Origin of the sequence: Marinifilum fragile JCM 15579 (genome assembly GCF_001310955.1) — a bacterium.
Taxonomy (GTDB): Bacteria; Bacteroidota; Bacteroidia; order Bacteroidales; family Marinifilaceae; genus Marinifilum; species Marinifilum fragile.
This window is the reverse complement of the sequence record NZ_BAZX01000005.1, coordinates 22,045-37,417: the sequence shown is the minus strand read 5'-3', so window position 1 is coordinate 37,417 and position 15,373 is coordinate 22,045. Positions and strand designations below refer to the sequence as shown.

Here is a 15,373-nt window from a genome sequence, read left to right as displayed (position 1 = left end):
AAATAACTCCAAAATAATCATATTTATATTGACTAGAGTATGTCTTATAAACTTTTTACTTTAAGAAAACTATTTGGATTTGTTTTAATTAAAGAGGATATTCGCAGTAAAGAACAAATCGAAATATGAGTAAGAGAAGGTTGACAGGTGAAGAACTTCATGAATTGGGAATCAAGTGGGTTTACAAGCACATCAAAAATGAGTTTGAAATCCTATCTGTAAATATTGAATTTGACAAGAATCCTCAAATTCTAGCAAGAAAAGACGATGAAATGCATTTTATTGTAGTAAAGACTAGCACATATCCTGATGTTGGATCTCTAACTTCAGTTGCTGCCGAAGAAATTATTAAGCATGCAGATAAACACAAAGCTAAGATTCTATTTGCTCACGTTGGTGTAGCAAATGCTGATGCTAAAGATGAATCAGGAATGCAATTCCCTGAAAAAGATGGTCAGTATTATATTAATTACACAGGACTGACAATAGAACCAAATATCTTGCTTGACCCAACCAATAACTAAGATCGGGATTATGACAATGAAAGAAGAATTTAAACGCATTAGGCATGAATATGGAAAAAAAGAATTGCTAGAATCAGATATCAATTCGAATCCATTCGAACAGTTTAAAATTTGGTTTTCTGAAGCGGTAGAACAGAACCTACCTGATGTTAATGCAATGTGTTTGTCCACAGTATCGAGTAATGGCAGACCATCATCAAGAATATTATTATTGAAAGAATTTGATGAAAATGGATTTTGCTTTTTTACAAACTACAATAGCAAAAAAGGCAAAGAACTTGAGAACAACCCTTTTGCAAGCTTGGTTTTCTTTTGGCCTGAATTAGAGCGCCAGATTAGAATTGAGGGGAAAATTGAAATGCTAAACGCTAAAAAATCTGACACTTATTTTAACGAAAGACCAGTGGGTAGCAGAACTGCTGCTGCTATATCTCCACAAAGTAAAGTAATTGCTAACCGTGACGAATTGGATAAGATGGTTATGGAATTTATTGAAAAACATGGAGAAAATTTCGCAAGGCCAGATTTCTGGGGAGGATACAAATTGGTTCCTGATTTATTTGAATTCTGGCAAGGAAGAAAAAATCGATTAAATGACAGAATTGAATACAAAATTGAGAAAAACTCGTGGATTCATCGAAGACTTGCCCCTTAAAAAGTAATCTTCGTCACCATTATTTATACGTTGATATAATAAACCAAGAAAAGCGAATTTCCCAGGGTTACCTTTTACTTATCTCAAGAATATAGTTATGAGATGAATTGGCTAAAAGTATTCTTCTCACTCAGTAAATTGTATGTAGTTAATTCACCCTTCCCAGTCCAGGAAGGGTGTTTTTATTTCTTGATTTTATGAGCAAACTCAAGCGAAACAAAATTATCATAGCTCATGCATACATGTTGAGAACAGCAAACAGCAAACTCTACCATTTCCTGTATTTGTTCTTTTCCTAGAAACACAATATCCTTTTTGCCAATATTGGCAGTAACAATAGTGTAAGCTATGGAAGCATTAAAGGTATCTCCCGCTCCTACCGTACTTACGGGTTTTATCTGCGGTACCGAAAATGAATGCAATTTGTCTGTATATACAAATACTCCATTTTTATTTGCCGTATAAATCAACAAAGCTGTTGAAAAACTCTTCAGCCAATCCTTTGCCTCCTTTACCGATTTTACTCCACCAATCAACTCAAAATCTTCGTTCGAAGCCTTTACAATATCGGCTAATTCCATATTTTCCTTAATGTATGGAAGCACGTCTTCCAACAAAGGCAGGTGCTGCGCTCTAAAATTAGGATCGTAAATAATTATAACACCTTTCTCTTTACAGGATTTTAAAAACTTTACCAACTCAAATCTTAGCTCTTGCTTTATTGCCAAAAAAGAACCAAAAAGTATTACATCATCCTTTTTTACGTCATCAGGGAACTCAATACAGGATTTCTTTCCTGCCCGGGTTTTATAAAAAGCATAGTCTGCATTTCGTTGATCATCTAGAAAAGCCAAGGCCAAATTTGAGTTTGTATCATTAAAACGCGATATCTTCTGAGTATCAACGTCATTTTGCTTAAGAAACTTGATAATCTGCATTCCTACACGATCCTCTCCCAATTCACTAATTAAGGATACATCAATACCCAATCGTCCTAAGCTAACCGATGAATTTAAAAATGAACCTCCAGGTCTTGCCTCTATAGGTTTATCATCTTCAAAAAACAGATCCAAAACACAATCTCCAATGGTATATACTTTTCTCATTACATATTCAATTAAACTCAACATTTCAAAATTATAGAAAATGACCAATGAATTAATAAAATCATCAAATTAGACTCTTTTTTTGCTAAAGGAATGTGAAAAAAATGACCTATTTTTGTAAAAAGTCGACTCTCGCAAGCCTATTTTTAATAAATCTCTGAAAATCCTATAATTTAGATTAAATCTAAACTAAGCGCGAACAATCAAGATTAAATCGTTTTCGATTCATCCAATTTTATCTAACTAAAAATAGCAAGGTTAAATTGAAGGGATTGTGTCTATAGTGTGGAATGCAGGAATTTTTGCCAAGTGAAAAAATAAAGTATTTTTGATTCCGTCATTCCCTAAGCAAACAAAAATTGGAGACATATGCAAAGTAAAAAACCAAGCGAAATTAATAAGAAGGTTAAGGGTAGTCAAAAAGACTTAATCCGTTATATCAACCTTCAATTGGCTTCTATGGGGCAACCTATTTACAAAGGAGATTCCCAAGAGGGGAAAAAGCAATTATCTGATCCGAAATTTATTGAACTGACTGAAAGCTTAATTCAAAACTACAGAGCTAAATCACGTTTATTAGCGGATCATCTTTGCCCTGCCGACCAACGTATACAGAACTTTCTGAATGATTATTTAAAAGATGTAGACGATGAAGTTGCACAACTTCCTACTAATACATTTATTCTTGACCAACCTGGAATTGCAAGAGAATTAAGTTTGCCTCCAAACAAGGATGAACACATTACAGAACTTTTAAGTTCTTATAGAATAAAACAAGGTGTACTTCACAACCCAAAACACGACAGAAGAACTACCAAAGGATCATTCCATATTGTAGAGGGCAGTCTTCCTGTACCTTTGGATAAAATCGAAGTACCTAAAATAGCATTTTCAAAATTCTTAAAAGCAGCACTTACTCCTTCTGCAGAAACCAAGCAATTGCCTTTTACTTCTGCTCAAGAAGATAAAGCCGAATTGATGGTATCTCTTTTACTTCGCCCAATTGTTTGTCCTGAAGTAAAAGATGTAATTAGCCAAAAATCTATGGAAGTAAGATTTTTTGCTCCTGGTAGCCTTGTAAGCAACTTGGACTTTGTAGAATCAATCTTCGGTAACGCTGGTGATCCAAACATCCCTGCTAACGATGCTGGTTTGGATATTGAACACTGGACAGGACATACCGGATGTATTATTTTGGCTCCACAATTGACCAATCTTACCAAGAAAGAGTTAGGTTTACCTCATTACGATGATGCTACAGAGCGTCAGAAAAGAGATGGTGTTTGCTGGATCAAAGAAGACGAACTTTACAACAACGGTACTGCATTTAAATTAACTTGCCGAAGCGAGAATGGTGTTGTAGTAACTTTAATTGCTGATAACTATTTCGGATACTCGAAAAAAGAGATCAAAACACAAATCAGTTTCTCTGCTAACTTGTATGGCTTAGCTGAAGAAGAGCATGCTGGTGGAGCTATCGCCTTCCCAAGAAAGAATTTAGGAGACAGCTTTAGCGGATCATTGTTCATGAAGAACGTTTTGAAAAAGCAATACAGCTACGATGAAGTAGTAAAAGAATTTGGTGCAACCATGGATGTATATCCTGAAGGATTTGCTACTGATAAGGAGTATCCAAACATTTATTATATCAATGAAAATGCAAACATCGATCTTTACCAAAGTAAAGTAAGCTGGGAAAAAGATGGAAAAGAAGAAAGCATTCGATTACTGCCAGATCATTACTATGTACATCCATCTGGATATAAAATGCACATGGAGAAACATCCAACTGCTCCATCTTGGAGATTGGTAAGCACTGCTTCAGAAGGTACTTTCTGTCATAAGCCATGTACTGTGTCAGGTGGAGGAAAGTCGGAAATTTCTAAATCACTTCTGAATGCTATTATTTATAGTTCGTTCTATGTACAAGACATGGAGAAAGACTTTAACCTAGCTGATGAAGTAATTAATCATGATTATACAAAACGTTGGAAAGATCACCCAGATAGAACAGAACCATCAAGATCTTTATTAAGTTCTAATCGTTCTTTAGGATCTGTGGTGAAATTATTAACTCCTTCAAAATATTATACCAAAGAGTACAATGAATTCCTTAATACAATTCCAGATCACGTTAAGGCATTGGTGTTATTCGTTAAGAGATTCTATCGTCCGGAACGTACCGACAGCAACTGGAGAGATTACTTCTCGGTTGACGTAATCAACGGTAGAAAAGGTCACGAATTGTTATTCAACAACCGCAAGATTGTTGCCAGCTACTTACGAGTAGGATTCGCTAATGACAACTCATGGTATTTGAACAAATTGCGTCAAGACTTTATTGCTGCAGCTAAAATTCAAATGGAAGATGATATTACTGCTTCTGTAGTACTTCCTGCAAATCAGTTGAAAAATCTTAACGAAATATACAGTAACAAGAGTGTTAAGATTACAACCAACTGTGAGAAAAGATTCTTCCAGCGTCCTGACGAAGCAATTCACAGAGGATACGATAAAGAAGCTGAGGCAGATCTATCGATGAGAAATAACTTTACATCAAACTACGAACCATTGACTACTGAAGATGGTAAGGAATTAATTGCTGATGCAATTGGTTTTGACATGTATACCAAACCAATTCAGGAAGTGATTAAACGTGGAGCTGATAGTAAAAAGTCTAACTATTTTATTTCTCCTTCACACCCTAGAATTGTAGATGGTGCACCATCTAAAAATCCTAGATACCTTCAGATCAGACCTGATTTGGTAAACCCAATTGATGATCGTTTGGCTGAGGTAGGAATTCGTCTTGCAAGAAGAATTCCATTGGATCAAGCGGTATATCATCCAGTAAATGCAGTTCTTCCAGGAAGAAGAAACAATCCGCCAGAAAAAGAATCTGGAATTCGTGCATTGAGTGTTTACAATCCAATCCACTACCAGGAATTGCCTGAATTGTTCATGGACTTCATCTGTAGTTTAACTGGTAAATCTCCATCAACAACCGGAGCGGGTACCGAGGGAGCATTAACAAAAGGTCCTTTTAATATGTTGTCGCCAACTACCGACCTGAACAATGCCTTACTTTCTTATATCCTTACCGGATATCAAGGATTCTCATCGGCAGCAGGTCATGTAGGAATCGAGAACAGATTCGACCATGATGTTTCATTGTTGATTCCTGAATTGTGGTGTCGTTTGAAAGAAGAAAATCGTGATCCTAAATTGTTAATCAATGAAGGCTCATTGGAAAAATTAAATGATTTCGAATACAATGGAGAAAAAATCTATGCTTCTCGATTAGGATATCGTATTACTGAAGAGTTCTTGTTCCGTTATATGAATCGTATCTTCGATGAGCCTCAAAATGTTTTCAACGAAAGAATGTTGAAGCCAGAGATTCAAGATATGGAGTCATATGTAGATGGTATTAAAAACATTTGCGAAGCTCAAGAAAAAGTTGCAATAAACTACTTTAAGGATAATAGTGTTGATGCTGCGATTCCTCCATTGAAGATTCTATTAAGCATTATGGCTTACGGCGAATACGAAGGAAAAGAGATTTCTGATCCTGAATTGCGTAAACAATTCGATCGTGATGTAGTAATCAATTCTGATTGGTACAAAGAAAGATTGAAACGCAAGCAACAAATCGATATTGAATTCTACGAAAAGCAAATTGCATACATTGAATCATTCATGACCGAGAGATTGAATGCTGAATGGAGCGAAGATCTAAGTCTTGCCGATAGATATGCAAAAGCCAAGAAGGATCTAGAACACGTTAAATCCGCTAAATACCTTGAAAGTTTAGTAGGTACAATTGGTGCTGATCCTTTATTCAGAAAAGCTGAATAATTAAACCTTCGATAATAAACAAAAAGGGTAACTCATTTCCATATGGGTTGCCCTTTTATTTTTAATTACAATTAGCTGTGATCATCTAGGTATATCCTAAAAATAAAATTTTAAATTGTTATTTATTTTGCAAAATAAGATGGGACTATAAAAAAGAAAAAAGCCCGTGACATAGGGGAATCACGGGCAACAATTCTAAAGGGTTAATTAACCTACTAACCAACCTTACGGTTGAACCTTTAACTCATTACTACCTTTCGGTAGGAATTAGACTTTAAAGATAAAAGATTTTTTCAAATTTTAACATTTTTAAACAATTATTTAAACTTTTATATTTATTCTATACAAACCATAATTAATAAATTGATTTTTTAAACTTCTCCATGTAACAGCTTGGCACAATCCAGTTATTTATTATAACACTCTCTTTTAGACTATTATAAGAACAGTCACAACAAAAGCCCCAAGCATTAAACTTGAGGCTTTGTAAAAACACCAGTATATTTATACTAGCTAAACGTACAAAAATTGAAAACAGGCTTTCTTAGTCTTATATTTTTGTTAAAAAGAGTATTTTAAGTGTACCATGAAACGAGCGCTTCCTACTTCCGACGAATCTGCAACCTTACCATTTAATTGAGTTGTTCCGTAAGCAGCTGCAGTATATAAAGCTTGTGTACCAATCATGAACTTACCCGAATACCACTCTACTCTTGGACCAAATTGATATACGTAATCGATATTGGAACCACGGCTATACAATCCCACAAAACCATTGGCATCTGTAGCCAAATCATCTCTTGCACCAAGATTCTTAGTATATCCTGCAAATAATCCGTAACGAACATTACCTGTAGTTGTGTAAATATCAGACCAAATAGATTGTGTGGTAATATTTGTATATTCGTAATCTCCATTTGCTTTTACGTTCTTCACACCATAACCACCTAACATCACAAAGTTGTACATGTTTTGACCATAAATGGTATGAAGGTTCCAAACCACCTTATCAGATTTCACAGTCATCCATGCATTCATTTGAACGCTTGATAACATTTCATCTGTTTTTGCTCCCAATGGATTTTCAATCATTGGTTTTAAAAATTTAACTCCTGCAGTTGCACCTAAAGTAAATCCTTTGGCAAAATCGTATTTTACCTGAGCCGATAGTTCAGGAATGCTTGCCTGCTGCACATATTTTACATTTGCACCATCAGGTCCAGTAGATTTAAAATCCAATTCAGATAAGGCAGCGATAAATGCATACCCCTTATCGAATTTACGAGTGTAACGGAACTGAGGAGCTCTTCCCAATACATTAAATGGAAGACCTCCACCCCAATGCAGTACATTAGGGAAACAAGAAGTAACAAACATTGGATGCCAATACTTACCTGCCAATAATTCATCTTTTCCCCAATCAAGTTTAATAAATGCATGTCTTAAGCGAAATAAACCTGATTTATCGTTTGATGTTCCTACAAAATCTCCTTGAATGGTAGCAGAACCTTTGGCTCCAAATGCCTGAAAACCTGTTATACCAACATTTAATCTAGAATGAATTGAAGTCATGAACAATTCAGAACGATCATTTAAATCTTCTCCATTGATATCGTAAGATTTGGCTGCTGGATAAAGAATAACATCACCTTCACGAGCATTTACTGTTTTTCTTGTATCAAAAATCGCTTCTGCAGAAACAAATCCACCAAGTTTAACTTTTATATCTTCTTTTTTCTGAGCAATGCTTACCAATGGCAACAAGCTCAATGCTATTGCAAATAAATTTTTCATGTGTTTAGATTTTCATATTAAGGTCACATGAACTCACAGGAAATTTTAATCTTCAAGATTAAATTTTACATGTTCGATCCATGCTGTTTTATGGGCTAAAGCTTGAAACAGGACGTACCCCGATTCGGCATGCAAGTAAATATCTTTACAGAATACGCCTGTTTCAATCTTAAAATCAATCAAATAGGTTTTATTATTTAGCTGTGGTTACACGATCAACCAAGTAGATAATAGATTGATAGGAAACCCCACTATTCATAGTCAGTCCAATCTCACATGTTCTACTTGTTGAATATCCGTGCTTCACATCTGCAGGATGCTGAATTTTCAAATCACGCAATCCATGATCATTCAATTCCGGATGAGTAAATCCACGGTCACCAGCAAAACCACAACAGTTTGTATCAGGTTTTACTACATTCTTAGCACACTTTTGTGCCAATTCAACCAACTTACCATCCACACCCAGTTTTTTCGCAGAACAAACTGCAAATACTGAAACTGTTTCGTCAACAGGAGTGAAATTCAAATGATCAGCTAAATAATCAGTAATAAATTCAATAGGTTCGTATAATTTCAATTTAGGTTCCATGTTTTCTTTCATGGTATACAAGCAAGGACTCATATCACAAAGAACGGGATACTTTCCATTCTCACTAGCCTTCAGAAGAGCTGCTTCCAGAGCATTAGACTTCTTCATACCTGCTTCCTTGAAACCTTTACTTAAGAATGCCATACCACAACAATGGCTATTTAAATCTTCTGGGTAAATGATTTCATAACCAGCTTTTTTAATTAGCTCTTCCGTTTTCTTGGTCAAAGCAATCTTCTCATCGTAATCCTTCGATGTTCCCATACTACGATTGATACATGATGGGAAATAAACCACCTTTTTAGGATTTGATTTATCCACAGTTGGAGGAACTATTTTTGGTGCTCCCTTAGGAAATGCCTTGTTCCAACGAGGTATTGCATTTCCCGAAACGGCTCTCATACCACCTGCTATACCACCCATTAAACCTGAGCCTAATATAGAGTGGAAAAAGTTTACTGTGTTCAAACCTGTTTTGGCGTACGATTGAACCTTGTCCATATTGTCCGCACACCACATGGCAATTTTCTTAGCCTTAGGTGAAGCCTCATCTGCACGAAGTTCTTTTACCAATTTACCAGTGTCAATTTTTACAGGACAAGCAAGAGCACATAAACTATCGGTAGCACAAAGCTGCATTGCTTCATAATCAAAGTTCTTGATTAGAGTAGCCAATTCGTGCGGTTTTTCACCACTCGCTTTTAGTCGGCTAATTTCACGATAAGTTGCAATTCTCTGGCGAGGACTTAATGTCAAGTTATGCGATACACATGATGGCTCACAGAAACCACACTCCATACACTTGTCTACTTTTTCGTGCGCTGGTGGAAGAGGTTTTAAATCCTTCAGGTGGGCCTGCTTATCCGCATTTAAAATCACACCAGGGTTAATCAAATATCTTGGGTCAAAAATCTCCTTGATTTGCTTCATTAACTTATAAGCATCGGTTCCCCACTCCATTTCAACATATGGAGCCATGTTACGACCTGTTCCATGCTCTGCTTTTAGTGCACCATCGTAACGTTCTACAACCAATACAGCCAATTTGTCCATGAACTCAGCATAACGATCAATCTCTTCTTGAGTACCAAAATCCTGAGTGAAAACAAAGTGAAGGTTACCTTCCAGTGCATGACCAAAAATTACAGCCTCAGAGTATCCATACTTCTTAAACAAATCTTGTAAATCAAGAGTCGCCTCCGCCAATTTTGGCACAGGGAAACAAACATCCTCGATAATTACGGTAGTACCCGTTTTTCGCATACCACCAACTGTTGGCAACAAACCTTTACGGATTTTCCAAAGCATCGCAAACTCAGATGGAACATCTGTAAATTCAATTGGAATCTCAACAGGAATCTCTTTGATAGAATTTTTGATAATATCAATTTGCTTGTACAATACATCATTGCTTTCGGCTCTGGTTTCAACCAAAACTGCCGATGCACCTTCCGATAATCCCTTCAAGTAAGTTGGAACTCCCTCATCATCTTCAACAGAACGAAGAGCAGCACGGTCCATAAGTTCTACTGCTGCAACCGGCTCCGATTTAAGAGTTGATACTGCACGACATGCTTTCTCAATATCTGGGAAAATCATTAATGAAGAAGCCTTGTGTTTGTGCTCAACAACGGTTTTATATACCAACTCAGAAATAAATCCAAGTGTACCTTCAGAACCAATCATGATGTGAGCCAAAATATCAAAAGGATCAGTGTAATCGATTAAAGCATTCAAGCTGTACCCGGTTGTGTTCTTCATTTTGAACTTATCGCGGATACGATTGTGTAAAGTCTCATTTGCTTTAACATCTTTCGCAAGATTCTCCAAATCACTCAAAAGTTTTGCATGAGTCTTTTTAAATGAAGCCTTACTTTCCTCACTTGATGTATCTAGAATCGCTCCATCGTGTAAAACAACACGAATAGAATCTAATGTTTTGTATGAATTTTCGGAGGTACCACAACACATTCCTGAAGCATTATTGGCTGCAATACCACCAATCATCGCAGCATTAATGGAAGCCGGATCTGGTCCAATTTTCTTGCCATAAGGTGCAAGAATCGCATTGGCTCTACCACCTGTAATACCAGGCTGTAAACGAATGGCTGCACCATCATTTAAAATGCTATGCTTTTTCCAATGATCACCAGCAACAACCAATACAGAATCACTAATTGCCTGACCCGATAAACTTGTACCTGCTGCACGATAGGTAACCGGAATATCCAAATCATTACACTCACGCATAATCAAACTTACCTCTTCCTCATTTTTCGATTTGATTACCAATTTTGGGATCAAACGGTAAAAACTAGCGTCAGTTCCCCATGCTAAAGTATGCAATGGATCATGAAACATTCGTTTCTTATCAATACTTCTTACTAATCTATCGTATAGTGTTTTATATTCTCCTGTTAACATTTATCTTCTATTTTTGATTTTGTCACACAAATACAATTGGTAACTTGTATGACAAATGTACATTTTTTTCTTAACTCAGTAATTGAGCTTATCCAAAAAGTTTGACCTTCCTCTCTACTCTTGCTGGGGAAGCCTTTTGAACCCTAACCACGAAACAACAAACACTTCAAGGCTTCTTCAACACGATAATTACACCTTAAAAACAACTTTCCGGATAAGCTCTAAATTGCTATAATGGCAATGGATTAAAGCCGGTAGAAATTAGTACTACCACTACAATCATCACCATTAAATAATATATAAATGCAGGAATTGCGTTACGTCTGATAATTGTTCCTTCTGCACCGATACATCCCACCGTGGCACAAACTGCCACAACATTGTTTACACAAATCATATTACCCAATGCAGCACCAATCGTTTGAACTGCAACAATCAATACCTGAGGAATTCCCAAAATAGTAGCTGTTTCGAATTGCAGAGAAGCAAACAATAAATTAGATACAGTAGCTGAACCTGACATAAAAGAACCCAATACCCCAACAATTGGTGAAATAACCGGATATGCATTACCGGATAAATCGGCAACGGCAGTTGCCATGGTAGTTAGCATACTGTCTAAACCTGCTCCGTTTGTACCCGACTTTAACATTAATTGAACCATTGCAACACCCGCTAACAAAGCGATAGCAGCACCATTTATTTGCTTGAAAGTTGTTTTCCAAGATGTTACAACTTGCTTCTTGCTCATTCCGTGCATTACATTCGTAATTAATGCAACCAATATGAATGGAATGGTACCAGGGAGATAAGCCCACTTTAATACGTAGGTTAAGCCTTCGATACCCAATACGTTTGATAAAGTAATCGTTTGCGCTGCTAACCATCCTTTTAATCCAAGAGATGGAATACGAGTCACAACTAAAATAACAGCAATTAGTACATATGGCATCCAAGCTTTTACCAAGCCCATTTTTGCCTCACCGGTATCACCACCGTTATCATTCGATTTCCAATTTGCTTCCCATTCTGATTTTGGAGGGAAATCCCAAGTCTTTTTAGGAACTAAAAATCCACGCTTAGCAGCAAAAATAACAATACCTAATCCGATAAATGCTCCAAGTAAAGAAGGTAGGTCAGGACCTAAAGTAGATGCAATCAATACGTAAGGAATGCCAAACGCCAAACCTGCAAAAATTGCGAAAGGAGCTGCAGCCAAAGCTGGTTTAATCGATCTTTCTTTGCCAAAGAACTTGGTCATGATCATGATACCCAAAAGAGGAACAAAAATACCAACCAAAGCATTAGGAATAGCAATCCATTTGGTTAAAGCCAATTTAAATACCTCAGGATTAGCTGCTACATCGGCAAGATTTTGTTCCAAGGTAACCATTGCACCACCACTAATAGGCGTACCAACCGCACCATAAGGAACAGGAACCGAGTTAAAAATAAGAGCAACCATAGCAGCGGCCAAAGGAGGGAATCCTAAACCCACCAAAAGTGGTCCTGCCAAAGCAGCCGGAGTACCAAAGCCGGCAGCACCTTCGATAAAAGCACCGAACATGAAACCAATAATAATTGCTTGTATACGTCTATCGTTTGTAATCCCATTAAAACCGTTGTTGATGGTGGTCATTGCACCGGACAGCTTCATGGTATTTAAAATTAAAATCGCTCCGAAAATAATAATAAGGATGTCGAAAGCTTTTAGGAAGCCAAATACCGAATATCCAAGAATGTGGTGAATATCAATTTTCCATACTCCAAACGCCACTGCTATTGCCACTAATAACGAAAGCGGCAAAGCCTTCTTGGCTCCCCAGTTAAAGCCAACCATTAACACTATGGTTAAAAGAATTGGCGAAAAAGCTAATAATGCATTCATAATAAAATAATTTAGGTTTTAGTTTGCCTTGATAAGAAAATTCCAGTAATTCCTTTTTCGCATTGTATTTAAAAAAGGGCCTGCCCAAAGCAGGCTCCTTTTAAAACTCAATAGTTATGTCAATAACTGCTAACAAAGGGGTTATACAAATGATAATCTTCTCTGAGACATTAGTTTGTACTAGATTTATTATCTGTAGCAAATGGGTTAGATTTACTATAGTTTTTTAATATTGAATTGCTATTTCGAAGCGGATCTCCTACAATAGTGGTATTGTGCATTAACATGTCAAGAGCCACTAACTTTTGTTTCAAGTCTTTTAAACTCTCCTCTAGTTGTATTCTATTGTTTTTTAAATCCATAATTCGAATGTTTTAACATTTAAACAATTTCCAGGTAGTTCTCGATAAACTCTGTCAGGTGAAGTACTTTTACAGGCACTTTCTTGTGCATCAAACCACCATTAATTTGCATCACACAACCCGGACAATCGGTAACCAATAGTTCAGCCTGGCTAGCCTCAATGTTCTCAATTTTCTTGTTTAATATTCCGTTGGAAATGCTTGCAAAATCCAGAGAGTAAGTACCACCAAATCCACAACACACATTGCTATCGGTAAGTGGAACAAATTGTTTTCCTATTAAATTAGAAAGGAATGATTCTGCCGAATAGCCTAATGAACGAGAATCGTGACAAGGTGTATGGTAAGTCACCTTCTTGTTTCCTTTAACCTTGAACTTGATGTTATTTTCCTCCAAAAACTTACCAATTGGAGTTACCATATCGCCTAACATCGAAGCTTTCTTATATCTATTTGGGTCTTCTTTTGTGAAATCTAAAAACTCATGCTTAATAGCGCCACCACAAGTAGGACACAACACTAGCAATGCTTCGTAATCCTTAGGCTCTTGCAGGTTATCAAGCGTATTAAAAATCATGGTTTTGGCATTATCAGGATCGCCAGAAGCAATTGCAGGAATACCACAACAAGCTGCTTTTTTAGGAATATCAACCTGAATACCGCTCTTCTGCAATAGTTTTACCATGGCCAATCCCATTTCAGGATAGAAATACTCTACCGCACAACCTGGGTAAAAGAATACTTTTCGGTCTGAAGTAAATTGATCGAAACCATCTTTATAGAATCGCTTGCTAAATGTTTTAGAAGCCAAAGCCGGGAATTTTCTGAAATCCATTTCCTTCGGTAACATTGGCACAGTACCAATAATTTTTTCATCATTGGTTTTGCAAGTCTTTGTTAATGGAAATTGGAAATTTGCCCCCATTGAAAGAACAGATTTCATTCTATCCGGCTTTGCTACCAAGTTCTTAAATACCTTCTTCTTTATAGGATTGATTCCATACTTCTTCCCTACTACCAATTTCAAATCGGAAATCAAACTTTGTAAATCGATACCCGATGGACAGTTGAAAGAACAAGCTCTACAACCAATACACATCTTCAGAATATCTTTTGCCGCTTCGTCGCCCTGGTAAAGAGCCGTTAAAATCAAACCAATAGAACCGATATAACGATCGCCATAAACATGACCACCAACCATTTCGTAGGCCGGACAGATGTTGGCACAACTACCACAACGTACACACTTTAATGCTTCTTTAAATTTTGGATGCTCGAAAAATGCCAAACGTCCATTATCTAAGAATACATAGTGCGTTTCCTTGATCCCTTCTTCGTTTTTATAGGATGGAGTACGTCCTTTAATCCATGTAGTATATGAGGTAATGGTTTGCCCGGTTGCACTCTTTGGCAATACACGAACGATATCCAATGCCTGGTTAAAATCATCGCACAATTTTTCGTAACCCACCAATACAATATGCACCGGAGGAACAGTTGATGACAAACGTGCGTTACCCTCGTTGGTAACCAAACCGATGGTTCCGGTACTGGCTACAGCAACATTAGCTCCAGTCATACCCACACCTGATTTGAAATACGATTCGCGCAAGAAACGACGAGCAATTTCAACCATTGCTTTAATATCATCCGGATCAACCTCTTCGCCTGTGTAATCGGCAAAGATTTTAGCAACTTGCTGACGAGTTTTGTGAATGGCAGGCATTACCATATGTGATGGATGCTCGTTTGCCAACTGCAAAATCCACTCTCCCAAATCAGTCTCGATGGGTTGCAATCCTTCTTTTTCCAAATAATGGTTCAATAGAATCTCTTCCGAAGTCATCGATTTTGACTTCACCATGTATTTGGCATTGTGTTTTTTCATTACATCAGCAATGTATTTGCAAGCGTCCTCGCCAGTTTTCGCCTGAAATACCTTACAACCATGTTTCTCTACATTTTCGCGAAACTGGTTGAATTGCTGCATTACTTTATTTAAATCTCTGTCTTTTAAATCGTGAACGCGAGTTCTTAGCGATTCAAAATCCAGTCCTTTATATGCATTTTCTTTTGATGCTTTATAAGCAGAAGCAAAATTCTTTAGGTTTTTATATAAAACCTCATCTTGCAATTTCTCGTTTATCTGATCGTGTATCTTCATAGCTGC

The 15,373-nt window shown here is 36.8% G+C and carries 9 protein-coding genes; 3 read left to right on the top strand and 6 right to left on the bottom strand.

The window, feature by feature from the left end:
- Nucleotides 1-125 precede the first annotated feature (125 nt).
- Both JCM15579_RS05995 and pdxH read left to right on the top strand, forming a co-directional pair.
- Nucleotides 126-524, top strand: a complete 399-nt coding sequence (locus JCM15579_RS05995) for a DUF8840 domain-containing protein (protein WP_054717180.1) — start codon at nt 126-128, stop codon at nt 522-524.
- Nucleotides 525-534: 10 nt separating this feature from the next.
- Complete coding sequence (gene pdxH, locus JCM15579_RS05990) at nt 535-1,179, top strand: pyridoxamine 5'-phosphate oxidase (RefSeq protein ID WP_245625844.1); 645 nt, start codon at nt 535-537, stop codon at nt 1,177-1,179.
- A 182-nt stretch (nt 1,180-1,361) separates the two neighbouring features.
- Here the strand turns inward: pdxH and JCM15579_RS05985 are convergent, their stop codons facing one another.
- Nucleotides 1,362-2,285 carry a PfkB family carbohydrate kinase gene (locus JCM15579_RS05985; protein WP_172677372.1) on the bottom strand — a complete coding sequence of 308 codons (924 nt, stop codon included), beginning with the start codon at nt 2,283-2,285 and terminating at the stop codon, nt 1,362-1,364.
- A gap of 369 nt (nt 2,286-2,654) precedes the next feature.
- Between JCM15579_RS05985 and JCM15579_RS05980 the strand changes: the two genes are divergently transcribed.
- Nucleotides 2,655-6,143 (top strand): PPi-type phosphoenolpyruvate carboxykinase family protein, encoded by a 3,489-nt coding sequence (locus JCM15579_RS05980; protein WP_054717176.1) that lies wholly within the window; start codon nt 2,655-2,657, stop codon nt 6,141-6,143.
- A 561-nt stretch (nt 6,144-6,704) separates the two neighbouring features.
- On the opposite strand, the gene JCM15579_RS05975 is transcribed toward JCM15579_RS05980, so the two are convergent.
- The 5 genes from JCM15579_RS05975 to ldhH all read right to left on the bottom strand — a co-directional run bounded on the left by JCM15579_RS05975 (nt 6,705) and on the right by ldhH (nt 15,367).
- On the bottom strand, nt 6,705-7,937 hold the full coding sequence (locus tag JCM15579_RS05975; RefSeq protein ID WP_054717172.1) for a DcaP family trimeric outer membrane transporter: 1,233 nt from the start codon (nt 7,935-7,937) through the stop codon (nt 6,705-6,707).
- 193 nt (nt 7,938-8,130) lie between these two features.
- Nucleotides 8,131-10,953 (bottom strand): FAD-binding and (Fe-S)-binding domain-containing protein, encoded by a 2,823-nt coding sequence (locus JCM15579_RS05970; protein WP_054717169.1) that lies wholly within the window; start codon nt 10,951-10,953, stop codon nt 8,131-8,133.
- Between the two features lie 229 nt (nt 10,954-11,182).
- Nucleotides 11,183-12,841: an L-lactate permease gene (locus JCM15579_RS05965; protein WP_054717166.1), complete on the bottom strand. Its 1,659-nt coding sequence runs from the start codon at nt 12,839-12,841 to the stop codon at nt 11,183-11,185.
- A gap of 170 nt (nt 12,842-13,011) precedes the next feature.
- On the bottom strand, nt 13,012-13,203 hold the full coding sequence (locus JCM15579_RS05960; RefSeq protein ID WP_054717163.1) for a hypothetical protein: 192 nt from the start codon (nt 13,201-13,203) through the stop codon (nt 13,012-13,014).
- A 19-nt stretch (nt 13,204-13,222) separates the two neighbouring features.
- Nucleotides 13,223-15,367, bottom strand: coding sequence for an L-lactate dehydrogenase (quinone) large subunit LdhH (gene ldhH / locus JCM15579_RS05955; RefSeq protein ID WP_054717160.1), 2,145 nt, complete (start codon nt 15,365-15,367; stop codon nt 13,223-13,225).
- Nucleotides 15,368-15,373: the final 6 nt, after the last annotated feature.

Bases quoted from the DNA above. Each gene is read 5' to 3' on its own strand.
- JCM15579_RS05995 (WP_054717180.1), top strand. From the start codon at position 126: ATGAGTAAGAGAAGGTTGACAGGTGAAGAACTTCATGAATTGGGAATC.
- pdxH (WP_245625844.1), top strand. From the start codon at position 535: ATGACAATGAAAGAAGAATTTAAACGCATTAGGCATGAATATGGAAAA.
- JCM15579_RS05985 (WP_172677372.1), bottom strand. From the start codon at position 2,285: ATGAGAAAAGTATATACCATTGGAGATTGTGTTTTGGATCTGTTTTTT.
- JCM15579_RS05980 (WP_054717176.1), top strand. From the start codon at position 2,655: ATGCAAAGTAAAAAACCAAGCGAAATTAATAAGAAGGTTAAGGGTAGT.
- JCM15579_RS05975 (WP_054717172.1), bottom strand. From the start codon at position 7,937: ATGAAAAATTTATTTGCAATAGCATTGAGCTTGTTGCCATTGGTAAGC.
- JCM15579_RS05970 (WP_054717169.1), bottom strand. From the start codon at position 10,953: ATGTTAACAGGAGAATATAAAACACTATACGATAGATTAGTAAGAAGT.
- JCM15579_RS05965 (WP_054717166.1), bottom strand. From the start codon at position 12,841: ATGAATGCATTATTAGCTTTTTCGCCAATTCTTTTAACCATAGTGTTA.
- JCM15579_RS05960 (WP_054717163.1), bottom strand. From the start codon at position 13,203: ATGGATTTAAAAAACAATAGAATACAACTAGAGGAGAGTTTAAAAGAC.
- ldhH (WP_054717160.1), bottom strand. From the start codon at position 15,367: ATGAAGATACACGATCAGATAAACGAGAAATTGCAAGATGAGGTTTTA.